General features: G+C 35.6%; 24 protein-coding genes and 1 CRISPR repeat array. Of the genes, 12 read left to right on the forward strand and 12 right to left on the reverse strand.

The genetic code is table 11. The features are described 5' to 3' along the window. The first annotated feature begins 34 nt into the window (after positions 1-34). Complete coding sequence (locus tag ACP6PL_RS01055) at positions 35-322, forward strand: hypothetical protein (RefSeq protein WP_426541620.1); 288 nt, start codon at positions 35-37, stop codon at positions 320-322. Positions 323-377: 55 nt separating this feature from the next. Here ACP6PL_RS01055 and ACP6PL_RS01060 read toward each other — a convergent pair whose 3' ends face one another. Beyond that, entirely contained in the window at positions 378-536 is a 159-nt protein-coding gene (locus ACP6PL_RS01060) for a hypothetical protein (RefSeq protein WP_426541622.1), read from the reverse strand. A gap of 86 nt (positions 537-622) precedes the next feature. Continuing rightward, on the reverse strand, positions 623-775 hold the full coding sequence (locus ACP6PL_RS01065; protein ID WP_426541631.1) for a hypothetical protein: 153 nt from the start codon (positions 773-775) through the stop codon (positions 623-625). 117 nt (positions 776-892) lie between these two features. On the opposite strand from ACP6PL_RS01065, the gene cas7d reads away from it, so the two are divergent. From cas7d to cas2, 6 genes are all read left to right on the forward strand, one after another. Continuing rightward, on the forward strand, positions 893-1924 hold the full coding sequence (gene cas7d, locus ACP6PL_RS01070; RefSeq protein WP_426541633.1) for a type I-D CRISPR-associated protein Cas7/Csc2: 1032 nt from the start codon (positions 893-895) through the stop codon (positions 1922-1924). 185 nt (positions 1925-2109) lie between these two features. Beyond that, entirely contained in the window at positions 2110-2817 is a 708-nt protein-coding gene (gene cas5d, locus ACP6PL_RS01075) for a type I-D CRISPR-associated protein Cas5/Csc1 (RefSeq protein WP_426541635.1), read from the forward strand. Positions 2818-3036: 219 nt separating this feature from the next. Further along, entirely contained in the window at positions 3037-3873 is an 837-nt protein-coding gene (gene cas6, locus ACP6PL_RS01080) for a CRISPR-associated endoribonuclease Cas6 (protein ID WP_426541637.1), read from the forward strand. Positions 3874-4181: 308 nt separating this feature from the next. Next, positions 4182-4775 carry a CRISPR-associated protein Cas4 gene (cas4, locus tag ACP6PL_RS01085; protein WP_426541639.1) on the forward strand — a complete coding sequence of 198 codons (594 nt, stop codon included), beginning with the start codon at positions 4182-4184 and terminating at the stop codon, positions 4773-4775. 284 nt (positions 4776-5059) lie between these two features. Beyond that, positions 5060-6064 (forward strand): type I-D CRISPR-associated endonuclease Cas1d, encoded by a 1005-nt coding sequence (gene cas1d, locus ACP6PL_RS01090; RefSeq protein WP_426541641.1) that lies wholly within the window; start codon positions 5060-5062, stop codon positions 6062-6064. A gap of 75 nt (positions 6065-6139) precedes the next feature. Continuing rightward, on the forward strand, positions 6140-6412 hold the full coding sequence (gene cas2, locus ACP6PL_RS01095; protein ID WP_426541643.1) for a CRISPR-associated endonuclease Cas2: 273 nt from the start codon (positions 6140-6142) through the stop codon (positions 6410-6412). A gap of 266 nt (positions 6413-6678) precedes the next feature. Further along, positions 6679-8177: direct repeats of the CRISPR family, unit length 37 nt; unit sequence GTTTAAACAACTAATAATCCCTATTAGGGATTGAAAC. 100 nt (positions 8178-8277) lie between these two features. Here cas2 and ACP6PL_RS01100 read toward each other — a convergent pair. The 8 genes from ACP6PL_RS01100 to ACP6PL_RS01135 form a co-directional block, all read right to left on the reverse strand. Next, positions 8278-8685 carry an SLOG cluster 4 domain-containing protein gene (locus tag ACP6PL_RS01100; RefSeq protein WP_426541645.1) on the reverse strand — a complete coding sequence of 136 codons (408 nt, stop codon included), beginning with the start codon at positions 8683-8685 and terminating at the stop codon, positions 8278-8280. 234 nt (positions 8686-8919) lie between these two features. After that, a complete protein-coding gene (locus tag ACP6PL_RS01105; RefSeq protein ID WP_426541647.1) occupies positions 8920-9612 on the reverse strand; it encodes a response regulator transcription factor in 693 nt (230 codons plus the stop codon). Between the two features lie 465 nt (positions 9613-10077). Next, positions 10078-10323: an acetyltransferase gene (locus ACP6PL_RS01110; protein ID WP_426541649.1), complete on the reverse strand. Its 246-nt coding sequence runs from the start codon at positions 10321-10323 to the stop codon at positions 10078-10080. A 281-nt stretch (positions 10324-10604) separates the two neighbouring features. Then, positions 10605-10904: a hypothetical protein gene (locus tag ACP6PL_RS01115; RefSeq protein ID WP_426541651.1), complete on the reverse strand. Its 300-nt coding sequence runs from the start codon at positions 10902-10904 to the stop codon at positions 10605-10607. 142 nt (positions 10905-11046) lie between these two features. Next, the gene (gene map / locus ACP6PL_RS01120) at positions 11047-11889 is read right to left on the reverse strand and encodes a type I methionyl aminopeptidase (protein ID WP_426541653.1); all 843 of its coding nucleotides are present in this window, start codon (positions 11887-11889) and stop codon (positions 11047-11049) included. Positions 11890-12816: 927 nt separating this feature from the next. After that, a complete protein-coding gene (locus ACP6PL_RS01125; protein ID WP_426541655.1) occupies positions 12817-13140 on the reverse strand; it encodes a PepSY domain-containing protein in 324 nt (107 codons plus the stop codon). A gap of 61 nt (positions 13141-13201) precedes the next feature. Continuing rightward, on the reverse strand, positions 13202-13636 hold the full coding sequence (locus tag ACP6PL_RS01130; protein WP_426541657.1) for a VOC family protein: 435 nt from the start codon (positions 13634-13636) through the stop codon (positions 13202-13204). A 202-nt stretch (positions 13637-13838) separates the two neighbouring features. Next, complete coding sequence (locus ACP6PL_RS01135; RefSeq protein ID WP_426541659.1) at positions 13839-14360, reverse strand: TIGR02652 family protein; 522 nt, start codon at positions 14358-14360, stop codon at positions 13839-13841. Between the two features lie 325 nt (positions 14361-14685). Here ACP6PL_RS01135 and ACP6PL_RS01140 point away from each other — a divergent pair, with 325 nt between their 5' ends. From ACP6PL_RS01140 to ACP6PL_RS01160, 5 genes are all read left to right on the forward strand, one after another. Then, the gene (locus tag ACP6PL_RS01140; RefSeq protein ID WP_426541661.1) at positions 14686-15213 is read left to right on the forward strand and encodes a gamma carbonic anhydrase family protein; all 528 of its coding nucleotides are present in this window, start codon (positions 14686-14688) and stop codon (positions 15211-15213) included. Between the two features lie 169 nt (positions 15214-15382). After that, positions 15383-15508 carry a photosystem II protein Y gene (locus ACP6PL_RS01145; protein WP_293110594.1) on the forward strand — a complete coding sequence of 42 codons (126 nt, stop codon included), beginning with the start codon at positions 15383-15385 and terminating at the stop codon, positions 15506-15508. Positions 15509-15982: 474 nt separating this feature from the next. After that, positions 15983-17542 (forward strand): Na+/H+ antiporter, encoded by a 1560-nt coding sequence (locus tag ACP6PL_RS01150; RefSeq protein ID WP_426541663.1) that lies wholly within the window; start codon positions 15983-15985, stop codon positions 17540-17542. 456 nt (positions 17543-17998) lie between these two features. Further along, positions 17999-20896, forward strand: a complete 2898-nt coding sequence (locus ACP6PL_RS01155; protein ID WP_426541665.1) for an AAA-like domain-containing protein — start codon at positions 17999-18001, stop codon at positions 20894-20896. 915 nt (positions 20897-21811) lie between these two features. Continuing rightward, positions 21812-22507 (forward strand): hypothetical protein, encoded by a 696-nt coding sequence (locus ACP6PL_RS01160; protein ID WP_426541667.1) that lies wholly within the window; start codon positions 21812-21814, stop codon positions 22505-22507. A 406-nt stretch (positions 22508-22913) separates the two neighbouring features. Here ACP6PL_RS01160 and ACP6PL_RS01165 read toward each other — a convergent pair whose 3' ends face one another. Together ACP6PL_RS01165 and ACP6PL_RS01170 are read right to left on the reverse strand one after the other, a co-directional pair. Next, on the reverse strand, positions 22914-23909 hold the full coding sequence (locus tag ACP6PL_RS01165) for a zinc-dependent alcohol dehydrogenase family protein (protein ID WP_426541669.1): 996 nt from the start codon (positions 23907-23909) through the stop codon (positions 22914-22916). 255 nt (positions 23910-24164) lie between these two features. Beyond that, entirely contained in the window at positions 24165-25472 is a 1308-nt protein-coding gene (locus tag ACP6PL_RS01170; protein ID WP_426541671.1) for a dihydrolipoamide acetyltransferase family protein, read from the reverse strand. Positions 25473-25963: the final 491 nt, after the last annotated feature.

Consider the following 25963-nt stretch of genomic DNA (forward strand, 5'->3'; position numbering starts at 1 on the left):
AGTAATTTATCAACTCAAAAGGAGGAAATTAATCATGGAAACTATTAAGTTAACAACTCGCGTAGATAGGGATGGAAATTTGACAATACAACTTCCCAAAGATTTAGCAGATAGAGAACTAGAAATAATTCTAGTTTATCAACAGAATAAATTAGAAAAGTCTGCTAAAACACCTGAAGAGTTAGGTTGGCCTCCAGGTTTTTTTGAAAAAACTGCTGGTTGTTTAGCTGATGAAAATTTAGTCAGATATTCACCTTGTGAATATGAAAATAGGGAAACAATTGAACAACTGTCATTTCGAGGGGGAAATATTAACATTTAATCTCTCAAATTCAGTATTAATGCCCCCGAAGCAATCTCATCAATTTCCAATTTTTTCATTGCCAAGAAACTTTTAATAGGAGACCAAAAATAATGACATTTCTTAAATCCGTTGACTCAAAATTTTTCCTTGACTCAACCCAACCTAGAATAACTACGATCAATTTTTGATTGTTGGGTTTCGGTTCCTCAACCCAACCTACAATAACTGTCATTGCCAGGGAAAATATTAACAGTTAATCTGTCAAGTTTAGTATTAATCCCCCCGAAGCAATCTCATTAATTTCCAATTTTTTCATTCTCAATAAACTTTTAATAGGAGACCAAAAATAATGACATTTCTTAAATCCGTTGACTCGAAATTTTTCCTTGACTCAACCCAAGCTACTATAACTACGATAAATTTTTGATTGTTGGGTTTCGGTTCCTCAACCCAACCTACAATAACTGTCATTGCCAGGGAAAATATTAACAGTTAATCTGTCAAGTTTAGTATTAATCCCCCCGAAGCAATCTCATTAATTTCCAATTTTTTCATTCTCAATAAACTTTCAATAGGAGACAAAAAATAATGACTTTTCTCAAATCAGTTGACTCGAAATTTTTCCTCGAAAAAATCCCCTACAAACCAATGGGAAAATACGTTCACTTCCTGACAATTCGCATTACCGAATCTTATCCTTTATTTCAAACAGATGGAGAATTAAATAAAGCCAGAGTAAGAGCAGGAATTAATAACAAAAATCCTATTAGTCGCCTGAGTATGTTTAAGAGAAAACAATCTACTCCCGAACGTTTAGTAGGTAGAGAATTACTCCGGAATTATGGTTTTATGAAGGCTGAAGATTGCGAATATAACGTTAAATTTGCAATGGATAATCCTGACTGTATTATTTATGGTTTTGCCATAGGTGACTCTGGTTCAGAAAAGTCAAAAGTTGTCGTAGATACTGCTTTTTCTATTACTGCTTTTGATGAATCTCACGAAACTTTTACCCTGAATGCTCCTTTTGAAAATGGAACTATGACTTCTAAGGGAGAAAATAATTCTAAACCGGGAGAAGTTACGAGTCGAATTAATCAGCAAGACCATATCAAACCCCAGGTTTTTTTCCCTAGTATTGTTACTTTAAAAGACCCCACCGAAGCAAATTTTTTGTATGTGTTTAATAACATTCTCCGCACCCGTCATTATGGAGCGCAAACCACTCGGACGGGAAGGGTAAGAAATGAATTAATAGGAATAATTTTTGCCGATGGAGAAATTGTAAGTAATTTACGTTGGACTCAGGCAATTTATGACATTTTGCAAGCTGAGGAAAAGTTGAATATTCGCGACCCATTAGATGAGGATGATGTGGTTAATTCTGCTGAAAAAGCAATCGAAAATTTAATGGTAGAGGAGTTTATTGTGCATAGTGATTTTGTGGGAGAAAATTTTGCTGAGTTATTGCAGGAAGTTAAGTCAGTTATTGGTAATGAAGAAGGATTAAAACAGATGTTAGAAAAAGCAGATAATGAAGCTAAAGAATATGCAAAAGTACATATAAAAGGAAAGGCAGAAGACAAGGGTAAAGCTAAGACAACTTCTAGTAAAAAATAAAATTTATAGAAATCGAAGTAAAGATTGGTAAGGTGCATCTCAATTTTGAATACAGCCAAAAATTTATCGCTTTTAGGGAAAAGGAAACAGGGAATATAAAAAAGTATTTTTGTAAATATGAGATGCGCCAAATTAGTATACTTTTTCCTTCTTCCTTCTTCCTTCTTCCTTCTTCCTTCTGAAAAATGACCTTAATTTATCGCCTAGAAATAGAACTCCATGACAACCTATATTTTGCTACTCGCGAAATAGGTAGACTCTATGAAACTGAACCTATAATTCATAATTATGCCCTCTGTTATGCCCTGGGATTAATAGATAGTGACATCTACTCAACTCGCGTTCCTGAAGAACATAGTTATAGTTATTTTTGTCCACAACAAATGCCAAAATATGAGGAACATTTAACTCCACTAAATCAACAGAAAATCTATGTAACTCCTGGGCGATCGCTTTCCCATTCTACTACTCTCAATACTTGGAAATATGCCGATAACCGCTATCATGTTGAAATGCAAAAGACTCAGAAAAATATTCCTAGTTTTGGCAGAAATAAAGAAATAGCTCCAGAAAGCATTTTTGAGTGTTTTATTATTTCTGAAAAACCACTAAAACTGGCGAGATGGATTCGTTTGGGAAAGTGGATGAGTAAGGCAGAAGTTAAAGTAGAGGAAACTCTAGACTTAAAAGCTTCAACTACAGAAAAAGAATTTATTTTTCCTTTCCCTTTAAATCCTTTGGATGTGATTTTTTCCCATCAAGTTATTAATTATGATGTGATAAATATGCCTCCTGTAAGTCTAATTAAAAATGTCAAACTCAAGGGGCAATGTTACAGATTTAATAATATAGATATTCCCGCTCAGATGGAATATCGTTTTAGTCTTACTTAACACGTTAAAAATGTAGGTTGGGTTGAAGGATGAAACCCAACATCTAATTTAAGAAATATTATTGAATTATTGTCATAAATTTCACACTTTTATTGGTTGGTTACGACGGATAGATAAATTAATTTTCAACAACCTAAATTATCTCCGCTTTACCAATGGATAATTAATATCGGTTTTAACCAGAGGTAATTATCCATTATTCATTATCCATTATCACAAATGCCCTATAGTCTCGTCCTCAATCTAATACCTCAATCTCCCATTCCTACCGGATATCTAACAGGTAGACATCTCCATGCTTTGTTCTTAACTTTAGTTAGTTCTGTCGATAAAAGTTTGGGCGATCACCTCCATGAATCTACTGGTAATAAACCTTTTACTATTAGTCCTTTACAAACTAAAAAACTCCAGTCAAAAGGTCGAAGTCATACTTTCCAATACCAACATAAAAATTCTATTCCAGCAAATACTAATTGTTGGTGGCGAATTTCTCTTTTAGACGATAATTTATTCGGCGAATTAGCTCAACTTTGGTTGAATATTAATCCTGACCAACCTTGGCATTTAGGTCCGGCAAATTTAAACATTATTAGTATTCTTGGTACGTCGAAATTTCATCAACCTTGGGCAGGTTCTTTTTGTTATCAAGAATTATATGAAAATGCTTCTGATTCTCAGAGAATTATTGCTTTAAATTTTGCTACTCCTACTTGTTTTCGCCAAGGGAGTTATGATACACCGATGCCAACTAAAGATTGTGTGTTTAATTCTCTGTTGAATCGTTGGGATAAATATAGTGGGATGGAATTTTTTGACATTCCACTTGAGTCTATTTATCCTAGTTATTTGGATATTAATACAGAGATTGTTTCTGATTCTCGGAGTAAATTTATTGGGGTAGTAGGTGAGGTAAAATATCGAATTTTTGGCGATATTGAACCAGAGAAAATTAAACAAATTAATGCTTTGGCTGACTTTGCTATGTATTGCGGTTTGGGTAGAAAAACGCCGATGGGAATGGGAATAGTGAGAAGGTTAAATAATATGGGGGGTTAATTAATAACTAACATGAAAATGTCATTGCGAGGGGGAATAATTGAGAATTAATCTAACAAATGAACCCATTAATACCCCCGAAGCAATCTCAGCTTTTTCAAGCGTCATTGTGAGGGGGAATAATTGAAAGTTAATCTAACAAATGAAGCCATTAATACCTCCGAAGCAATCCCAGTTTGTATCAAGATTGCTTCGGCGGGATTAATCAGAGCAAATAATAAAGCTATTTTTTATCCATCCCGCCTCCCAATGACAGATAAATTTTTTAGTAATTAAGTCTTTATACTATCAAGAATCAAGGTTTATTTATGCAAAATAATGATTATGTTCCAATTGCTGCTTTGAATCAATATAATTATTGCTCACATCGTTTTTGGCGGATGTTTTGTGCTGGAGAATTTGTCGATAATCAATACACAATTGAAGGTACAAATATCCATGAACGAATCCATACTTTGGGTGAAGGAAACCGAGAGGATGTTTGGCAAGTCCGCGCCGTTTGGTTAAAGTCGGAAAAATATAAATTAATCGGCAAATCTGATTTAATCGAAGCTGAAAATGGTGAGTTTTTTCCTGTGGAATATAAACGAGGAAAAAAGGGTAAATGGGATAATGATGAATTACAAGTTTGCGCTCAAGCTTTGTGTTTAGAAGAGATGACTGGTAAAACTATTAATACTGGTTATATCTATTATGCTGAATCTCATCGACGGCAACTTGTGGAAATTTCAACAGAATTAAGAAATCAGGCGATCTCTACTATTTCTGATGTGTTGAAGTTGTGGGAGTCGGGAATTATACCTCTGGCAATTTATAGTCCTCGTTGTCGTGGTTGTAGTCTTTTTTCTCAATGTTTACCTTTAGCAAATGAACGAGTAAATAAGTATCGAGAGGAGGTTTAAATTGAGAATTCAGAATTGAGAATTCAAAAGTTTAAATCTAGGTCGGGTTGAGGGACAAAACCTAACATTTTTGGTAGTAGGATGTATAGCTTGATTTTGTGGATAAGTTTCATAAATTAAGACCTCTCCCCAACCCCTCTCCTTGTAGGCGAGGGGCTTTGATAAGATTGTCAATTCTAGTTTTATTACTCCCCCTTCCCTCCCAGGAAAGGGGGTTGGGGGGTTAGGTTTTTTTGATAACTAATAACTAACAACTACTAACTGATAACTGATAACTGAAAAAAATGGGTACTACTTACATAACTTGCGAAGATGCTTTTATTGGCAAAAATGATGAACGTTTAGTTGTTAAAGCTGATAAACAAAAACTTTTAGATATTCCGTTAATTAAAGTAGATGGAGTTGTAATTTTAGGTCGAGCAACTGTTTCTCCTCAAGTGGTAATGGAATTATTGTCGCGACAACTTCCTTTGTCATTTCTCACAAAAAATGGCAAATATTTAGGCAGACTAGAACCAGAGATGACTAAAAATATTTTTGTTCGTTCTGCTCAATGGAAAGCTGCGGGAAAATCTGAACAAGCCGTTCATGTTGTTAAAGGTTTTGTTCGGGGAAAATTGAAGAATTATCGCAATATTTTATTGCGTAGGCAACGAGAATCTTCCGAATTAGATTTCGAGCTACCTTTGAAAAAATTAGAAGGAGCGATCGCCCCAATTAATTCTACTAATAATATAGATTCCTTGCGCGGATTAGAAGGTGCTGGGAGTGCTGCTTATTTTGGTTGTTTTAATCAGTTAATTAAAGGGTCAGATTTTACCTTTGAAGCACGGCGACGTCGCCCTCCTACAGACCCAGTTAATTCTTTATTGAGTTTGGGTTATGCTTTGTTGCGCCATGATGTACAAAGTGCCGTTAATATTGTTGGTTTCGATCCTTATTTGGGGTATTTACATTATGAACGTTATGGTCGTCCTTCCTTAGCTTTAGATTTGATGGAAGAGTTTCGTCCTTTGGTGGTAGATATGGTAGTTTTTACTGCTGTAAATAAAGGTACTTTGACTGCCGAAAATTTTACAACTGAACCTATAAGTGGAGCAGTTTCTTTGACGAAAGATGGGTTGAAAAAATTTCTGACTTTATATGAAAAAAGGAAGCAGTTTAAGTTTAAGCATCCAGCCATGAAGCGTCAATATACTTATCAAGAATCTTTTGAAGTTCAGGCGCGGTTATTGGCTAAATATTTGATGGGAGAAACTGAACAATATCCACCTTTAATTATGCGTTAGATTTTGGGATTTTTTGACTCCAGTTTCTATCGCCCGAGCTGGGGTTTTATTATTTATTTTGAGGAGATAATTTTTATGTTTGTGGTTGTTTGTTATGATGTTTCTGATGATAAACGACGGACGAAAATTCATAATATTTTAAAGTCCTATGGACAGTGGATGCAGTATAGTATATTTGAGTGCGATCTAACTCAAACTCAATATGCTAAATTGCGGGGTCGTTTGGCCAAATTACTGAAAGCCCAGGAAGATAATATTCGTTTTTATTTTTTGTGCCAATGTTGTCAGGGGAAAGTAGAACGAATTGGTGGGCCAGAGGTAAGGGATGATACTATGTTTTTTGTGTAGAAAATAGAGGAACCAGTGCGACGATCGGTAGCTGTAGAAATTGAGAGGAAAAAAATAATGGCTGAAATTAAGTCTGGGGAAGGGTTTGATTTGTGTGGAAGGTTTGAGGCGATCGTCGCAGTTTCTCTGTTGTTGGCCTGGTGGGGGTTTTGGGAACATACCTCTTTTTGGCTCTTGCAAATTTTTCAGGGATTATGTTATTGTTTAGTAGATGGTCGCAATCGAACCTTGAAAACTAAATATGGTAAGGGTTCTAAAATCCTGCGGTTTAAACAACTAATAATCCCTATTAGGGATTGAAACGTAAGCATAATCTGGGAGGGTTTCCCAACACCTATAAGTTTAAACAACTAATAATCCCTATTAGGGATTGAAACTAGGTAAACAGCCAATCTCATCGGCTTTCTTCACGTTTAAACAACTAATAATCCCTATTAGGGATTGAAACTTTATCTATATCCCAAGGGCACAGAGGGTGATTGGTTTAAACAACTAATAATCCCTATTAGGGATTGAAACGACTTACTGATACAAGTACTTATTTTGCTTAGGTCAAAGTTTAAACAACTAATAATCCCTATTAGGGATTGAAACCGTAGGCTTCGGTATGCCTGGCACGCCAAAATCAGTTTAAACAACTAATAATCCCTATTAGGGATTGAAACAACCCCGACAAATTATTCAATGAAAGCGAGGCAAGTTTAAACAACTAATAATCCCTATTAGGGATTGAAACATGGCTTCCCATTCCTTTTCGTCAAATCCTAGATCGGTACAAGTTTAAACAACTAATAATCCCTATTAGGGATTGAAACACTATTGATGATTCCAACATCCTGACTCAACTCATTGAGTTTAAACAACTAATAATCCCTATTAGGGATTGAAACATATCCTTACTGCTCATGCAGCAGCAGAAGCAGCTGTTTAAACAACTAATAATCCCTATTAGGGATTGAAACAGCAGATGCTCCAGCACTAATGGAGCTTCATCAAATATCAGGTTTAAACAACTAATAATCCCTATTAGGGATTGAAACAACGTCGAAATTAAACTAGGTATCTTCCAAGATGAAGTTTAAACAACTAATAATCCCTATTAGGGATTGAAACGCCAGAGATAGACCAAACCGAAACTTGGAATCACGTTTAAACAACTAATAATCCCTATTAGGGATTGAAACGTTTACCTCAGATTCGCCTCAATTTGGTGAAGTGGCGTTTAAACAACTAATAATCCCTATTAGGGATTGAAACTAAACCATTGATTGAGAGTTATTTGGCACTTCAGAAAGTTTAAACAACTAATAATCCCTATTAGGGATTGAAACACAGCGATAGTGACTCTAGTCTTTCAATATCAGGAGTTTAAACAACTAATAATCCCTATTAGGGATTGAAACTCCGATAAATAATACCGAGTAAAACTCTGTGAACCGTTTAAACAACTAATAATCCCTATTAGGGATTGAAACATATCCAATAGGGACTCCTATTGTAGAAGGTGGCAGTTTAAACAACTAATAATCCCTATTAGGGATTGAAACCTAATTTCTCTTGTGAAATTGATAATCTTACCTCAGGTTTAAACAACTAATAATCCCTATTAGGGATTGAAACTTGACGATTAATTACCTGAAATTAACAAAATCATTAGTTTAAACAACTAATAATCCCTATTAGGGATTGAAACTTCTATCTTCAAGGCCAAGGAATTAATATTTTCAAGTTTAAACAACTAATAATCCCTATTAGGGATTGAAACAGAAACAACAAGTAGAGAGACAACCATAAGCTGTGGGGGCGATTCGCGAATCGCCCCTACAATATCTACAAAATATTTCAAGGATTGAAACTATTAACTTTCAAACTAAATTCTTTATCCTCTCAATAGCACTTTCTGGAGTATCCACAACAAAAACTGTCTCAGGAGACAAAGCAACAAAAAAAGCCTGACTTTCCAAATTACTACCCAACAAAATCACCTTTTTATTATTCTTAATTGCTAAAGCAACCTCCGAAGCAGTAACAATCGGAATATCAACCGCCTCAGAAATACCATCAAGATTATTCCCAGGCAAAATACCAATAGTCAAACCATTAACAGACTTCGCACCCCGACTCGCAGCATCCATCACCCCCATATTTCGCCCACCTGTCAATAAAACCCAAGATTCTTGAGCAATTAATTGACCAAGTTTATAAGCATTTTTCAAGTCCGTTGAAGTAGCGCCACTCCCAGCACCCATCACACCGATGATGATTTTTTTCATTTTATAGCTAATTAGTTAGTCTCGTAGGGGCGGGTTTCCCTTTAAAGTTATAAATTTTCAGCCGAAATTCAGATAAACCCGCCCCCCAACGATGATATTTAGGAGTACAGCAGTGGACTGAAACAAATAATTTTGTGCATTAGGGCGGGTTTATCCAAATCAAATGTGAAAACTCATTAATTTAATGACGGAACCCGCCCCTACTATTCCACCATTTTGCTATTCCCTGCTATATCAATTAGTCAACCCATGCTCCAAAGCATAACGAACTAATTCCGTTCGACTATTCGTTCCAGTTTTGGTAAATAATCTACTCACATACTTTTCCACATTCCGAACGCTGGTATTTAGATCCCTAGCAATTTCTTTATTCATTAACCCTCTAGCTACCAAGTCTAAAACACTCTGTTCTCTAGGAGTCAAATCTATTTTTATCGGTGAGGGAGTTTGAGCGATCGCATTCTTTCCCATCAACATTGCTTTTATTTCGGCAATTTGACTTGCTAAAGCAGCAATATCGGGAGTATTTTCCCCTTCATTAGTCGTTTGTACTGATGCTCGACGATCTAACAAATTTTCTACAATAGCTATTAACTCTTCTGGATCAAAAGGTTTAGAAAGATAAGCGTCACAACCCGCTTGATAACCCTGAATACGATCTGTAGTCATTCCTTTAGCAGTCAAAAATACTACAGGTAAAGCTTTAAATCTTGGTTCCTCTCGTAATTTTTGCAGAAATTGATAACCGTCTACTTGGGGCATCATAATATCTGTAATTACCAAGTCAGGTAAATGTAATTGTAGGATATCCCATCCTTCATTAGCATTACTCGCAACATCCACATGGAAACCGCTATCTTCTAAATAAGCTTGTACGGCTTCCCGTAATCCTGGTTCATCATCTACTAATAATATTTTTCCTGGCATTTTTAATTTCTCCTGTGGCTCATTTTCTACTTGAATCATTTGATAAATATAGATTATGGCTTACTTTGATGCTTTTTTTTAATTTAGCTAATTTTCATTATTAGTGCAGCGAAAATAATGTATGGTTAAAAACACTTGATAAAAATAAATTTTTATGGTATAAAATCAGCATTAGGTTTTGGTATTCAGCAATTAACAATTACCCTTTATTAAAAGAAGGGAGGGGATTGACACTCAGAGATTTTGTTTGATTTTATCCCCTTAAAAGGGGAGGCTTTAAACCTGAATTGTTTAATAATTAATTATTCGGTAACTTCAACCCGTTCCTAATATTGCTGTGGTAAAATCCTTAAGGAGCGGAAAGTCTTAAAAAAATCGGACTTGCTTTGTTAAACAAGTCCGATTTAATAGAAATTAATTAAACTTGGAGAATGCTCAATTTTCCTTGATTTTGAGACTCAAAGACTATGAGATAGACATTCGAGTAGATTTTGCTCCGGTTTTCTTGATCCGATAATTCGGATCTAACCAGCAAACGGGTAAGTTTTCCCCTGAAGGAAACATTAAATCAGCTTTCAGATAAATTGTTGGATCTTGCATTTCTTCACCCGAATGAGACTTGCCCATCACTTGATTTAAACAGGGATCATAGACATCTTCAATTCGGATAATTTCGATTAAATCATCGGTCTGTTTATGTTTTAAAAACATGATTTTACCTCCCCATGCCTAATTTTTGGCTGGAATTAGATTGCAATCTCATGAGACTTGAAGAGTAGACCTCTGCCCAATCTTTAAATTTTTTCAAAAAAGTTTTATCTTATTAAAAGTAGAATCCACACCACAAAAAATTGTATCAAGGACTACTCTATCTAATATTGTGTCATAAATAATTGCTGGAAAAGCTTAAGTAAATCTTAAGAAATTCTAGAAACTTTTTAGATGTGATAGAAAGGTGCATTCTATATTAACTCTAGTTGACGCTCTCCGCGCTAAAGCGACGGAGATTCTTGCACAGAATTAGCCCAAAGCCTAACTCTGATGGGCATCGTCAAGATGCCTCTATTGACTTTGCTCAAATCTAATTTAAGCATTGCCTTTACTTTTCTGAGAATATTTGCGCTACCATTACAATCGGCATTGACTAACCAATTATCGGCACTACGATACAAACCACGCTTAATCCGTTTTCCTGAAGGCTGCCACCCGTCGGGTTTTTCACCATATTTAGGTAGCTCATCATTATCTAAAAAGCTTGATTGACTTGTATAGGATTCTTCTGTTTCTATCAATTTAATGCCGTAGTCATCGCATAATTGAGCAATTCTCTCTTTGAGTTTAGCTGATAGAAAAAAACTATCACATTTACCAATGGATAATTGATAATTAGATAGAGTTTTTATTATCCATTATCCATTAATGAACAAATACTTCCTAACAGCTAACTTGGGAGCGATCGGTTAAGATTTCATAACCATTATTTGTGACTAATACTGTATGTTCAAACTGAGCCGAAAGAGAATTATCAATAGTAACAGCAGTCCACCTATCAGATAAAATCTTGGTAAACCTTGAACCAGCATTCAGAATAGGTTCAATAGCTAAAGTCATACCCGCTCGGAGCTTAACATTAGGCAAATTATTCGTCCGAAAATTAAATACTGCAGGTTCTTCATGTAAATTTCTCCCCACACCATGACCAGTAAATTCTTCAACTACATAAAAACCATTTGTCTCTACATGGTCTTGAATAGCCCCTGCAATATCTAGTAGATAAGCACCAGCTTTTACTTGTTCGATACCTTTATACATTGCTTCCTCTGCCACCCGAATTAATTTAGCAGCTTCTGGAGCAACTTCAACTACCCCTATCGTAATACAAGAGTCACCATGAAATTCTTGATAATAAGCACCTGTATCTACTTTTAAAACATCACCGACTCGAATAACTTTTTTCTTATTAGGAATACCATGTACAACTTCGTTATTTATACAAGCACAAATAGAACCAGGAAAACCATGATAACCTTTAAAACTTGGTATGGCTCCCATTTCCAGAATGCGTTTTTCAGCATAAGCATCTAGGTCAGCAGTAGTCATTCCTGGTTTAACAATTTGAGAAATTTCCTTGAGTACCGTTGCCACAATTTTACATGATTGTCGCATTATTTCTATTTCTCGTTCAGATTTGATTTCTATGCCGCGACGTTGTTTTTTCTTAACTGGGCGTGGTTTAGGTTTTGCTGGAGTTGTCAGTATATTACTAAAAATTTTCATCTTTTGGTACAAGTTGTTAAATATTATGGTGTCTGAAAATTCAGATATTAAGAAAATTTTTCTACTAAGAATTAGTTAGTAGATTTTTAGCATACCATAGTAAGATTGACATCTCCTATAGAAGCCATTTAGTATCTTTGCAAAGGAGTCAGCAGTCAGGAGTCAGAATTCAGGAGATGGAGAAATGGAATAGGAGAAAAAGGTAGAAAAATGCCCCACTAATTTACCATCTCTCTATCTTTTCCTCTATTTTTAAATATATCCTTTCAGGGGTTCTATAGTAATGATGAGAATATACATTTTTTTTCCCACACTTCCTATACCATGACTATTAGTGCATCTAAACTAAAATTGTGGGTAAAACTTAACCCCCAACCTCCTTCCTTGGTAGGGAAGGGGGAGAATATTTTCCTCCCTCTCTTCGTAGGAGAGGGGTTGGGGGAGAGGTCTATATTTTCATTTTCTAAAATTTAACCACATTTTAAAGACGCGCTACTATGCACCACAATCAATCATTTTTTGGGTTTCACTTTGTTCTACCCAACCTACATTTTTGGGCGTTTCACCCTACTACAATTTCAATAATTCTTACTAGAAATACCTCTTAGTTTAAGATTGGTAAATTATCAATTATTAAACAGGTAATTAGGGCTGGCTGATTAAATATAAAAGTATGGAGTGATATTGATTTTAGCCGATAATTGTCTTTCATGCATTACAAGGTTTTTGCTACGCAATAGCTGCATAAAGTTAGGATGAAAGGGTTGACTATTCGCGCTCAAAATTAAGGGAGAATTCTTCCGACTGTCTCCTCTCAATTCCTTACTCCTCCTGTCTCCTGTCTCCTGTCTCCTGTCTCCTGACTCCTACCCTCACCCATAAGACTTTTTCAGCACACCCTAATTATCCATTATCAATTAATGAAAATTAGTTCTCTGACTTCGTTAAAATTACTTTTGAGTCTGTATTTTGCTTAGGTTTATTTTTACGAAATAAACCGCTCATAACGATACCTGTTATTAACATCCACATTAAACCGATACCATTTAATAACACATAAAAAGGTTTAATTTCATCGCCAAGATATTCTGCTTCGTGAATTACCATTAAAATATGTGCCTGGTCTCTGGATAATCCAAACCAATTTCTGCCGAGTCGGTAAGCTACTCCTGTAATTACAGTCATAAATAATGGTAAGAAAACTATTGGCGCGACTATTCTATGGAGTTGACGAAATTTTTGTTTAATCATTTCTATTAAATAGGGAGTAGGGAGTAGGGAAGATAGGGGCATTGAGATTAGTATATGCCTATTAATTTAACTTCCTAATAAATTCTAGAGGTAAACCATCACTATCCGCAATAAACGCAACTTCATAAACATTATTTTCAATCATTTGTTGAGTAGGTTCTAACAAAATTTTTAATGGTTGAAACATTTCTGGCTGCTCTATAATTGCTGAATCAAACTGTTGTTTTAAAGAACTTAACCAACTGGGTAAATCTGCAACACTTTCAGTCAAATCAAATGATAAATGATAATATCCAACATAATTTTCATCCCCGAAAGCATCAGGAGCAGGCTTAGGTTCGGGAATTTGAATTAGTTCAATTCTACCATTTAATCCTTCCATCCAACAGGCTAAAGTATAGCCTGTGGTAAAGCGTTCACAAACTATAAAACCTAATTTTTCATAGAAAGCGATCGCTCGATGAATATTAGCAGTCCGAATCGAAGCATGGTGCATTTATTCTCATCAAATAAACTTTACTTGCAAAATTAATTTTCTACCTTTAAGGTTTAAAATTCATTAACTGATAATAGATAATTCTTTCTGACGTTAGTATCAAGTTCCTTACATAGACTTTTAATTATTAATTATTAGGAGAGGCTTTAAACCTTTGGGGATTAATTATCCATTATCAATTATCAATTATCCATTAGTAAAATTACTCAAACAATCGAAAATAGGGATACCTAACAGGTACTCCTTCCTCTTTGTCCAATTGAAAATTAATTACTTCCCAGCAAGGTTCATCCTTTGGGTCAGGACTAAATTCTACAGGTAAACCATAAAGTTTTCCTAGACAAGAATCTGAATTAGCACGCCAAGAGGTACTACGTTCCAAATAAGCACTAACTAACTCCCGATATCTTTGAGCAATAATCACACGAGTTGCCCGATATCCTTGAGTATAAAGTCGGTCGAGAGCCTCATGAATTTCAAACCTAATACCGTCGGGATGAGTATGTTGCCGATACCACTCATTATTCCAGAGGCGCCATTGGCGACCAGAGTGAAGATGAAACAATTCACCAGTATTTGGATCAGCTTCAAATGCCCCATGACGAGGACATAAATAAGTATCTGTTAGGGTGAGAGCTGGAATGGTCTGGTGACAGTGAGGACACTGAATCTCAGGACCAAAGATTGGATATTGGAGAGGGGGGTCAATAGAAAATTGGGTCATTTCAGTTATCAGTTTTCATAGTTAATGGACACCTATGATGACTTAAATTGTAATTAAGGTTGTACAAAATAATCTGATAGTATAGCGCTAGCCACAAGTCAAAAGTCAAAAGTTAAAAGTCAAAATTAATCTATGAATTAGTTTTCGGTGCTTTCATGCTCCGCAAACTGGACTTACTAATGTCTGCCCGGTAAATTTGTTGCTATAGCAACTATTAGAAGAGCTACTTAAGTAGTAGATTAAACTCTTAACTTAAATTATGAAGTAGGCAATTTCTGATGATAAAATTACCACTAGCCAAACATCAATAAATATTAACGAAGTAATGTCAAATCAGCCCTGTTTTTGGTCTCCTCCAGATTTATCGAAAGCTGCTTTTGTCGCAGATAACGCTACAGTTATGGGCACAGTAGAGGTAGGCATAGGAGCTAGTATTTGGTATGGAACTGTAGTCCGGGGAGATGTAGAAAAAATTATTATCGGAGACCATACTAATGTCCAGGATGGTGCAGTGCTGCATGGAGACCCTGGGTTGGAAACTGTGTTAGAAGATCATGTGACGGTTGGACATCAAGCTGTGATTCACTCAGCCTATATAGAAAGAGGTTGTTTAATTGGTATTGGGGCTGTAATTTTGAATGGTGTACGAGTGGGGGCGGGTAGTATGATTGGAGCTGGCTCTATTGTGACAAAGGATGTAGCGCCTTCCTCTCTGGTGGTTGGGATACCTGCAAAAAAAGTTAGGGAGCTTTCGGAGGAAGAGGTTGCTGATTTGCTTGAACACGCTGAACGTTATGAAAAGTTAGCTTTGGTTCATGCTGGCAAAGGAACTGATATTGGATTTACAAAATAAAGTCAAAAGTTAATTTAAGGAAATATCAATAATTAACCTTTTTCCTAGTTAAGTCAAAAGTCAAAAGTCAAAAGTCAAAAGTTATATGAGAAAGCTTAACATAAAATTAAAATTGCGATACTATTAAGGAATAGAGAAAAATATTTTTAAATCTTTGGGAGGAGAATAAATGGATTTTGACTTTCGCTTGTTAATCGTTCTATTTCCGATACTTGCTGCTGGTGGTTGGGCTGTATTCAATATTGGTGTTCTGGCTCTCCAACAACTTCAAAAGTTCTTAAATAAGGAAGCCTAAAGTAAGTATAATATATTTATTTAAGTGCCGACTGTTATCTAACTAGAAGAAACAGTCGGCATTTTATTGCTAATATAACAGTTTTCCAAAATTTGGAGGTACAAAGTTCTGGGGAAGTAGTGAGCAGAGAGTAGGGAAGAAGAAATAGAGATAATTTTTAAATGTACCTCACTATCCTGAAAAATGCTGTATCATCTCTGTTTGAATACCCACAAATAAAGATTTTAAATAACATCAGAATATTAGACCTCTCTGGAAAAGAGGGAGTAGGGAGTAGGGGCGATTCGCAAATCGCCCCTACGGGAGTAGAGGGAAAGAATTAATGATTTCTGCGTATGGGATGGATTTGATTTTTAATTATCACGCCTATGTCTATTAGAAAGCGATCGATGCTGATAGCTAATAGTTGACGGCTGTTAGCTCCGCATTCCGCAGGAAATGCTGATAATTTTATTTGAATTTAGGAGTATATTTATGGCAGTAGAAACTGCAGTAACTGAAACAATTATTGAGCAAAACTTAGAACAATTTCTCTTAGTTCTTTCTGTTTCTCTGAGTGTGGCTACTCTCTCGCGGGTTTTTAGTTGGTTCCGTCGAATTCCTTTTACATTATTATTAGTAATTGTGGGATTAATTCTGGCATTTATTGATATAAGATTAGTCAGTTTATCCCCGGAATTAATCCTGGAAATTTTCCTGCCTCCCCTATTATTTGAAGCTGCTTGGAATTTAAACTGGCGAGACTTAAAACGAGACTTAGTGCCTGTAGGATTTTTTGCAATTGTCGGTGTAATTATTTCGGTGGTTGGTATTGCTTATGGTTTAAATTTTTTCACTGGTATTCCCTTAGCGATCGCCTTTTTGGTTGGAGCTAGTTTATCAGCAACAGACCCCATTTCTGTTGTTGCTTTATTAAAAGAATTAGGAGCAAGTAAAAGGTTACGCACCTTGATGGAAGGAGAAAGTTTATTTAATGATGGGGTGGCAGTTGTTGCTTTTACATTGTTAGTAGGAATTCCATTAGGAACAGTCGAAAAATTTTCTATTTCAGATTCTCTATTAACTTTCTTAAGTTTTGTTGGTATTGGTATTGGTATTGGTTCGTTGGTTGGTTTTGGCATTTCCTACCTCACCCAACGTTTCGATCTACCTTTGGTGGAACAGTCTTTAACTTTGGTTTCTGCTTATGGAACTTATATAATTACAGAAAAATTGGGAGGTTCGGGAGTTATTGGGGTTGTCACAGTTGGTTTAATTTTAGGTAACTTTGGTTCCCGCATTGGGATGAACCCCAGGACTAGGTTAATAGTTAGTGAATTTTGGGAGTTTGTTGCATTTTTTGTTAACTCTATAGTGTTTTTGTTAATAGGCGATCAAATTGAATATACAATTTTGGCAGATAATATAGTATTGATCGGGGTTGCTATTGGGGCAGTGGTTATTGCACGAGCAATTTCGGTTTATGCTTTGAGTGCTTTGAGTAATTTAGTCGCTAACTCAAATATTGGTTTAAGAGAACAGACTTTGCTTTGGTGGGGAGGTTTACGAGGTTCTGTTTCTATTGCTCTGGTTTTGAGCGTACCTGTAGTTTTGCCTGGACGAGATGAAATTACGGCGGTTGTGTTTGGAGTGGTATTGTTTACATTGTTAGTGCAAGGTTTAACCACTCAGTCAATGTTGGAAATATTAGGTTTAATTGGCGATCAACCCCTACGTCAGGAATATATGGAGGCGATCGCCCGTCGTGTAGCTTTAAACCGGGTACTTAATTATGTTTCTGAGTTGGTAAGGCGACAGGAAATTGACCCAGAATATTATCGTTATCAGGCAGAAATTTTGCAAGGGGAGTTAAAGAAGTTGCAGGAGAAAATTGATAAAATGCAGGCGGAACATTCTCAATTAGTGACGTTGGATATGGAATTATTGCGGGAAGAGTTGGTAGATATTGAGGCGGATACTTATGCTGAGTTTATTCGAGCAGGTAAGTTGAATAATAATGTATCGCCACTTTTAGCAGAGGTGTTGGAAAAATAAGTACTTAGGCTAATTAAACGTAAGAAAAAATGTAGGGGCGGTTTGCGAACTACCCCTACAAAGAATTAAAAATATAAATAATTAACAATAAATTGCTAAGAATTACAAAAAAATTATTCCACCCATGTCAATAACTTAATAATTAAAATTATACTTACAGCACTTTTTAGGATGGTGAGGTACACTTTAATTAATTATCTGTTGCCTGTAGCAATAGTGCTTGTTGCCTAAAGTCCTAAAAATCTGTACCTCACTAACTCCGAAACTGCTATAAGTATAGAATTCTTTTTTCAAATTGATATTAGGAATATATAGGGCTACGCACAAGTTAAAAGTTAAAAGGTAAAAAATAATCTATGACTAATTGTGATAATTTATAAATCCTGAAACCCTTTAAAAGTCTACTATTCCCTATTCCCTGTTCCCTATTCCCTAGCGCGTAGCGCTACAACTGAAATGACAAATTATCAATATCAAGTTGGTGGATGTTTAGCAGTTGACTCTGCCACCTATATCAAACGTCAAGCAGATGTAGAATTATATCGTGGATTAAAAGCAGGAGAATTTTGTTATGTTCTTAATTCTAGACAGATGGGTAAGTCTAGTTTAAGAATCCAAACTATGGAAATTTTACAAACGCAAGGAATTGTTTGTGCTGGTATTGATTTAAGTGCAATTGGTAATTTAGATATTACTCCTGAACAGTGGTACGCTAGTGTAATTGATAGTATTGTTAGTAGTTTAGATTTATACGATCGCTTCGATTTAACAACTTGGTGGTTTGAGCATAATAACTTATCTTACGCCCAGCGTTTTAGTAAATTTATTCAATCAATTATCCTCAAGTTAATCCCCCAAAAAATCGTAATTTTTATCGATGAAATTGATAGTATTCTCAGCTTAAAGTTTCAAGTAGATGATTTTTTTACAGTCATTCGCTCTTGTTATGATAAAAGGGCACAAAATCAAGAATATAAGCGCCTAACTTTTTCTTTTTTTGGTGTAGCAACTCCTTCCGATTTAATTCAAGATAAATTGCGGAGTCCGTTTAATATTGGTCGTGGAATTGAATTAACTGGTTTTCGTTTCAGAGAAGCTCAACCTTTAGTAACAGGATTAGGCACAAAATCTACTAATCCTCAAGCAACATTACAAGCAATATTAAATTGGACTGGGGGGCAACCTTTTCTGACTCAAAAACTGTGTCAACTTACCCTAAGAGCTGAGTCTTTTATACCTACTGACAAAGAAAAAGAATGGGTAGAAGATTTAGTAAAAACTCTAATCATAAATAATTGGGAAAGTCAGGATGAACCACAACATTTACGAACGATTCGCGACCGTCTCTTATTAAGCGAGCGAAGCCATAGATTATTATTGCTATATCAAAAAATTTTGCAGACGAAAGGAGTCACAGTTCATCAAAATTCAGATCAATTAGAATTAAGATTAACTGGAGTAATTGTACAGCAGCGAGGCAAATTAAAAGTTTATAACCGAATCTACGAAACAATTTTTAGTCAAAATTGGACTAATAATGTTTTGGCAGAAGTGGGGAGAGGAAAAGATGAGAAAAATCATCTTAAATCCGATGCTAATTTATCAATGGATCGCCTGGAATATCGGAACTGTCAGATACTGCTGAACAAGGTAAAAAATTATTGGGTAAAAGGAGTTTTAGAAACTTCCTTACACGGCAAAGTATTAATTGAACTAGGATTAGAAGAAAGAAAAAATGCACTAAATCGTCCTTGGGATTTAGTTTGGGAAGACTTAGAAAATCCCCAACAAGAATTACCCCCCGGAACTCGAATTATTGATAAATTTGATGAGTTAGGTGCAGGTCGAACTTTATTAATTTTAGGTGAACCTGGTTCAGGAAAAACTACAACCTTATTAGAATTAGCGCGAGACTTAATTAATAGAACTGAAGCCGATCTAACTCAACCAATACCTGTTGTTTTTAACTTGTCTTCTTGGGAAGGAAAAAAACAAGCGATCGCCGATTGGTTAGTTATGGAATTAAATACTAAATATCAAGTTTCTCAACAAATTGGTAAAGCTTGGATAGAAGAACAAAGGCTACTTTTGCTACTTGATGGTTTAGATGAAGTTAATAGAGAGATACGAGCAGATTGTGTAGATAGTTTGAATGATTTTTGTCAACAATATGGGCAAACAGAAATAGTAGTTTGTAGCAGAATTAGTGATTATGAAGCCCTTTCAAGTCAGTTAAAATTTCAAGCAGCTATTTATTTACAGCCCTTAAGTTTAGAGCAAATTCAAGAATATTTAAAAAATGCAGGTTCAGAATTAGCAGCAGTCAGAAAAGCATTAGAATATGATGTTAAATTGCAAGAATTTTCCCGGTCTCCTTTGATTTTAACTATTATCAGTTTAGCTTATCAAGGAATATCAATCGAAGAGTTACCTAATCGCAGTAATACTGAACTAAGAGAACATTTATTTAATGCTTATATTGAGCGTATGTTTAAGCGTCGTTCCGTTAATATTCCCTATTCTCAAGAGAAAGTAAAAAAATGGCTAAGTTGGTTAGCAAAGCAAATGGTAAGAGAGTCAGAAACTGTATTTTTAATTGAACGAATGCAGCCTTATTGGTTACGAAATAAAATTTATATTATTGGTTATATTATTATTCTTTTGACAATAATTTTATTCTTATTTTGGAATGTATTTTATCAAATTTTAGATTTGTCTGAAATAGGTTGGGTTGTAACATTTCATTGTGTATACTTTTGGCGTTGTTTTGGATTTAGAACGATTCAAACAGTTACTAATTTAAAATGGTTAGGAAAATATACTATCAACCGAGTAATTATTGGCATAACTGGAGGAATAATTTCTGGTTTATTATTTATGATATTATCAGGAGCTATTTTCAAGCATAATTTCTATATTACTATGGTTAGAGGAGCAATATTTGGATTAAGCTTAGGAATAATTCTAGGAATAGTTCGGGGTATGACAGGTCCGGGAATAGAAGAAGTTACAATTCCCAATCAAGGAATTTTACTGTCAACTAAAAATTCTTTAATCTTTGGTTTAATTGCAGCTATATTAATGAGTTTAGCTGCTAAATTCTTAGACTTGTACTTCATCGTCTGGGGTCAATATGGGCTGCTTTTCGGATTAGCTGTGGGAGGGGGAGAAGCTTGTGTAAAACATTTTATTTTACGAGTTATTTTGTATTTTAATGGTTATATCCCTTGGAATTATGCTCGTTTCCTTGACTATGCAACCCAGTTAATATTTTTACAAAAAGTAGGAGGCGGCTATATTTTTATTCATCGACTATTATTAGAACATTTTGCCAGAATGCCAGAGAAAAGTTAACACTTATCAAAGTTTATGATGAGGATGGGATACTAGTGCGAAATGGCGCAAATAATACCAGTTAAAAAAAAGAATGTTACGAATAGTAAGCAGGATAAAAATAATTTACAGGATATGTTCCTTTGACGAAAAAGATAAATTATCAACTAATAAATAGCATCGCAGCTATTCATTCTGACTCCTGACTCCTGACTCCTGACTCCTAAAAAGTACCCTAGTTATTTTTAGCAAACATTTATCAAATTGGTATAACTGACCAGTTACAAAATCTTAAAAGCCTTACTAATCAATAATGCATGAATTTTAAATTGTGCATTTTGACTTATGCGTAGCGGCACTAGCCACTTTTGATTAATTTTTTGCCACACTAGAAAAATCCTCACTTATGCTTTTATTAAGTGGAACTTAATCGAGAAATACTACTAGTGCAGAATGGCGGAAATAACTGACCAGTTACATGCATCCTAAAAGCCTTACTAATCAATAATGCATGAATTTTAAATTTTGAATTTTGACTTCCGCGTAGCGGCACTAGCCGTTTCCCTGCCCGAGATGAAACGTCTAGCACTATTGTCACGCTAGCACTTTATCTAAAATCTAAAAACTGTTGCGCAATAGTTGAATTAATTATCAACCACAATCAAACTATATCACTTTATCTAAAATCTAAAAACTATTGCGCAATAGTTGAAGCTATATTATTTATCTCTAACAATGCACTTAATAGGTTTTACCCAGACCTGAAATTTACTAACAGCTATTATCTTTTACTAAGCGCAACTTTATCAAGAAATGGTAATACCTTTACTACTGTAATGAGAAGAAAAATCTGTAGCTAATACTGCCATTCATTCTAGAAAAATTAGTTATTCTCTAAAAAGGTAAATTTATAACTAAGACAGCACGTTAATCATCATGCTGACACAAATCGTTCGTCCCATGGTTCGGACTCAGGTTCGGTTATTAGCAAACTGTCACTCAACCCGTCTCACATTAATTCATACAATTGCCAAATGGCTAGGTTTTTTGGGAGTAAAAGCAGAAGTAACCGAACTTGATGCTAGTCTAGACAAAAAAATAAGTATTTCCTTAACAGTGGAAAAACCAGAATCTTGTGAAAATCAAGATTGGCAAAAAATTGTTGATGGTGTAAAACAAGAAGAAAATCAAAATAGTTCCCCAGAATTAACTACAACTGAACCTATTCAAAACATGACAACCAAGCAACAAGGAAAGCTGCAAAGGTTGATAGCTTATGTTATTCAAGCAGGGGAACCAGATCGGGAAGTTAAATGGGAAGAAATATATCCTAATTTACAACAATTAGGATTAGATGAAGAGATATTGCAAGGAATTCGTTCTGCAATTAGAATACCTCAATCTATTGATTTATTAGTTGAAGAATTAGAGCCAGATATAGCTGCTATTGCTCTACCTTTAGCCATGAATATTGCTCTTTTTGATAGACGAGTAAACTCATCTGAAGATTATGCTTTAAGTTCATTATTACAAGTAATAAAACAACCGACGACTGTAGAGAAAAATGTACAAAAAAAAGCTTTTAAGCATAAACTATATTGCCTACTAACTTCAGTTATTCCTAGATATTAATTCATGCTGAATAGACATCTGCAGCAAGTAAATCAAACTTTTCTCACACCCTTGTAGGAATGTTTCATGGAACATCCCTACATTTTTTTTTCATGCCTATAGCTAATAGTTATAATGTTGTAAGTTCGCTTAAGGAAGGCTAGCGCAGCTCATCCACTTTCAAGACAAAACTTAGGATGTGTAATTAATTTTGCATAGGAACTTATAATCTAGTTGAAAGTTAAAAACTGACTGTTGAATGCTTACGGTAGAGAAAAGACAAAAGGGAAGGAGAAAGAGAGGAAAGGAAAATTTTTTTTTGACTAATTGCCTGGACTTGATTATTTTATTATAAACATTGAAAAAACATGATATGCAGCCTATAGTAAACATTGATTTTGCCTCCTTCCTTCTTCAAAATTAAAAATTAAATAGTCAAAACAATCTTACCAAGCATCGAACCTCCTTCTAACATTCGGTGTGCTTCCATTGCATCATCTAAAGGAAAAGTTTTATTGACATTAATTTTTAGTTTTCCTTGGTCAAATAACCGCCCACATTGCTGCAAAATCTTAGCTTGATCCTCTTGAGCTTCCGTTAATCCTTTCATCATCGGAGTTAACATTAACTCTAACGCTATTCTGAGATTTCTTTGCCTAGCAACTTTTAAATTTCCCAAACTATAATTTGGTTCTAAAATTGTCACTAAATCACCATAAACTTTCACTGCTGGAATAGTGTCATAAAAAACCTTTCCGCCAATAGTATCAAAAGCTAAATCTACCCCTTCTCCATTCGTCCAATCTAACACAGCTTGCACAAAATCTGTATTCTTAAAAATCGCTAAATCTCCACCTAAACTTTTAACAAAATCTGCTTTTTCTTCTGAACTAATAGTAGTAGCAACCTCAGCACCTTGTAATTTTGCTAACTGTATAGCTACATGACCGACACCCCCTGCACCACCATGAATTAACACTTTTCTGCCAGCTTGTAATTTGCCTCTGTCATACAAAGATTCCCAAGCAGTAATTAAAACCAAGGGTGCAGCAGCAGCTTCAACAAAGGTTAAAGAACTCGGTTTTTTTGCTACAAATCTTTCATCCACAACAGCTAATTCTGCATAATTTCCAGGAGTTAATCCAATCCCACTATTACAAAAATAAACTTCATCTCCCACTTGAAACTTTTTGACATTTTTACCAATTTCTGTCACGATCCCTGCTGCATCACATCCTAAAATAGCTGGCATTTGCTCTGGGTAAAATGTACCACGAGTACGTAATTTAGTATCAATAGGATTTACCCCAGCAGCTTTTAAACTAACCAATATTTCTCTGTCATTTTCAATTACAGGGTCAGCAACCTGCTGTACTTGTAAAACTTCTGGAGCCCCTGCTGATGTCATTAAAACTGCTTTCATAATTTGTTTTCTCCTGATTTTAGAAGGAAGAAGGAAGAAGGAAGGAGAAAGGAGGAAGGAGGAAAGCTTTATATTTTATGTCCGGATCAATACTAGCTTTAAAGTCATTGCGACTGGAATGTAGTAGAAGGAAGCAATCTCTTATGTATTAATTAGCTATTTCTTCTCTTTATTCCTTGTGTCGATCTTCCAACCCACACTCTCCACACTCCCCACACCTCCCACACTCCGCATCCCCCCATCGCTGATGCTCACCTACATAGTCAAAGACTGCGGGTTAGTTTCAATCAACTTCGCCAAATCTTGCAAGAAAGCAGCAGCATCAGCACCATAAATAATTCGATGATCACAAGTAATATTCACCTGCATTTGGCGCTTAACTCCAATCATCCCATCAGCAGTTGCCACTACTTGAGGTTGAGATGCACCAATAGCTAAAATCGAACCCTGACCAGGTGGTAAAATAGCATCAAACGTATCTACCCCAAACATTCCCAAATTAGACAGAGTAAAAGTACCAGTGCTGTATTCATCTGGTTGCAATTGTTTTGCCCGCGCTTTATCTACTAAACCTTTCCAAGTGCGAGACAAAGAATAAATATCCATCTTGTCAGCATTTTGCAATACTGGTGTAATCAAACCACCATCTGGCATTGCTACCGCCACAGCAATATTAATCCCAGAAGGATACTGAATACCTTGATCTACATAAGCAGCATTCACTAAAGGATGTTGTTGTAAAGTCATTGCCACTGCTTTTGCCAAAATAGCAGTCATTGTCACACCCTTAGACTTAATCTGTTTGTACAACCCATCCAAATTATCTGTAGCGATCTTATAACTAACATGGAAAGTAGGTACAGATAAACTTGTCATCATATTCCGCACCACTGCATTTTGCAGAGTATTCATTGGCACAACTTGCCCAGGAGTTACTGGAGTAGGAGGTGCAGATGGTATTGGTGGAGGTGCTGGAATAGATGGTTGAGTAGAAACAATAGGGGTAGCAATATTCACTGGTGCAGCTACCGCAGTAGGAGTACGACCTGCCGCCATTTCTACATCCTCTGCCACAATACGACCATGAGGACCACTACCTTTAAGGGTACTCAAATCCACCTTCAAGTTTTTGGCCAATTTTTTGGCACGAGGAGAAGCAATAACCCGTCCATTACGACGACTAGAATTGTCTTGGACTTCTGTTGCGATAGAAGCAGGAGCTGTAGCAACTGCTGTTGCAGAGCTAGAAGCAGTAGCAGCAGCAGCAGCAGTTTCTTTCTTCTCTGGAGTCCCGCCTTGCTGTTTAGCTTGTTCAATTTCTGCTTCAGTTTCGGCCAACAAAGCAATGGTAGAACCTACTAGAGCAACATCTCCGGCTGCCACAACTATTGTGGCCAAATATCCAGAGGAAAAGGACTCCACATCCATGTCTGCTTTGTCTGATTCTACCACTACTACTGTTTCGCCTTTTTCGACCCAATCACCGGGGGATTTTTGCCAAGAAACAATTTTACCCTCGGTCATAGTAGAACTAAGGGCAGGCATAAATACATCGTTAATCATGTTAGTTTTCCGTCGTTTTTTTTGTGGACAAATTGTTTAGATAGGAACGCGTAAGTCAGAAGTCAGGAGTCGGAATTAATTAGTGGTAAATTCATACCTGCCGCGCTCTTACAAGAGCAGAAAATCTTATGTTTAGTGGAGGTCTGAAAAGCACTCCCCAATATCCGCCAGCCTTACAGAATTTTTGTCTAAATTCTGAATCCAAGGGTGAATCTTAAACCTAGTATCGAATACCTAATGCCTTGTTCAACCCAATTCAGAACTTCTCTATATCCTTGTTAGTCAGATGATGATAATAAATTTACCTGCTAACTGCTATCTTTATTCTTGAATAAAGATAGATTTTTTTGCATTGATTTACAAGCCCAAATAAATCATGAATTGCGAGCAACTTTATTAATGGGATTAGCTATTAGTTGATTACCATGAAAGAAGAAATTAGAACGTAATAAATCAATTTTAGGCAAGAGGAATATAGATCAAAGGGAAAA

It is taken from the genome of Dapis purpurea BLCC-M126 (genome assembly GCF_050015975.1).
Taxonomy (GTDB): domain Bacteria; phylum Cyanobacteriota; class Cyanobacteriia; order Cyanobacteriales; family Microcoleaceae; genus Trichodesmium.

Coding starts and splice junctions, on each gene's coding strand:
- ACP6PL_RS01055 (WP_426541620.1), top strand. CDS start 35: ATGGAAACTATTAAGTTAACAACTCGCGTAGATAGGGATGGAAATTTG.
- ACP6PL_RS01060 (WP_426541622.1), bottom strand. CDS start 536: ATGACAGTTATTGTAGGTTGGGTTGAGGAACCGAAACCCAACAATCAA.
- ACP6PL_RS01065 (WP_426541631.1), bottom strand. CDS start 775: ATGACAGTTATTGTAGGTTGGGTTGAGGAACCGAAACCCAACAATCAA.
- cas7d (WP_426541633.1), top strand. CDS start 893: ATGACTTTTCTCAAATCAGTTGACTCGAAATTTTTCCTCGAAAAAATC.
- cas5d (WP_426541635.1), top strand. CDS start 2,110: ATGACCTTAATTTATCGCCTAGAAATAGAACTCCATGACAACCTATAT.
- cas6 (WP_426541637.1), top strand. CDS start 3,037: ATGCCCTATAGTCTCGTCCTCAATCTAATACCTCAATCTCCCATTCCT.
- cas4 (WP_426541639.1), top strand. CDS start 4,182: ATGCAAAATAATGATTATGTTCCAATTGCTGCTTTGAATCAATATAAT.
- cas1d (WP_426541641.1), top strand. CDS start 5,060: ATGGGTACTACTTACATAACTTGCGAAGATGCTTTTATTGGCAAAAAT.
- cas2 (WP_426541643.1), top strand. CDS start 6,140: ATGTTTGTGGTTGTTTGTTATGATGTTTCTGATGATAAACGACGGACG.
- ACP6PL_RS01100 (WP_426541645.1), bottom strand. CDS start 8,685: ATGAAAAAAATCATCATCGGTGTGATGGGTGCTGGGAGTGGCGCTACT.
- ACP6PL_RS01105 (WP_426541647.1), bottom strand. CDS start 9,612: ATGCCAGGAAAAATATTATTAGTAGATGATGAACCAGGATTACGGGAA.
- ACP6PL_RS01110 (WP_426541649.1), bottom strand. CDS start 10,323: ATGTTTTTAAAACATAAACAGACCGATGATTTAATCGAAATTATCCGA.
- map (WP_426541653.1), bottom strand. CDS start 11,889: ATGAAAATTTTTAGTAATATACTGACAACTCCAGCAAAACCTAAACCA.
- ACP6PL_RS01125 (WP_426541655.1), bottom strand. CDS start 13,140: ATGATTAAACAAAAATTTCGTCAACTCCATAGAATAGTCGCGCCAATA.
- ACP6PL_RS01130 (WP_426541657.1), bottom strand. CDS start 13,636: ATGCACCATGCTTCGATTCGGACTGCTAATATTCATCGAGCGATCGCT.
- ACP6PL_RS01135 (WP_426541659.1), bottom strand. CDS start 14,360: ATGACCCAATTTTCTATTGACCCCCCTCTCCAATATCCAATCTTTGGT.
- ACP6PL_RS01140 (WP_426541661.1), top strand. CDS start 14,686: ATGTCAAATCAGCCCTGTTTTTGGTCTCCTCCAGATTTATCGAAAGCT.
- ACP6PL_RS01145 (WP_293110594.1), top strand. CDS start 15,383: ATGGATTTTGACTTTCGCTTGTTAATCGTTCTATTTCCGATACTTGCT.
- ACP6PL_RS01150 (WP_426541663.1), top strand. CDS start 15,983: ATGGCAGTAGAAACTGCAGTAACTGAAACAATTATTGAGCAAAACTTA.
- ACP6PL_RS01155 (WP_426541665.1), top strand. CDS start 17,999: ATGACAAATTATCAATATCAAGTTGGTGGATGTTTAGCAGTTGACTCT.
- ACP6PL_RS01160 (WP_426541667.1), top strand. CDS start 21,812: ATGCTGACACAAATCGTTCGTCCCATGGTTCGGACTCAGGTTCGGTTA.
- ACP6PL_RS01165 (WP_426541669.1), bottom strand. CDS start 23,909: ATGAAAGCAGTTTTAATGACATCAGCAGGGGCTCCAGAAGTTTTACAA.
- ACP6PL_RS01170 (WP_426541671.1), bottom strand. CDS start 25,472: ATGATTAACGATGTATTTATGCCTGCCCTTAGTTCTACTATGACCGAG.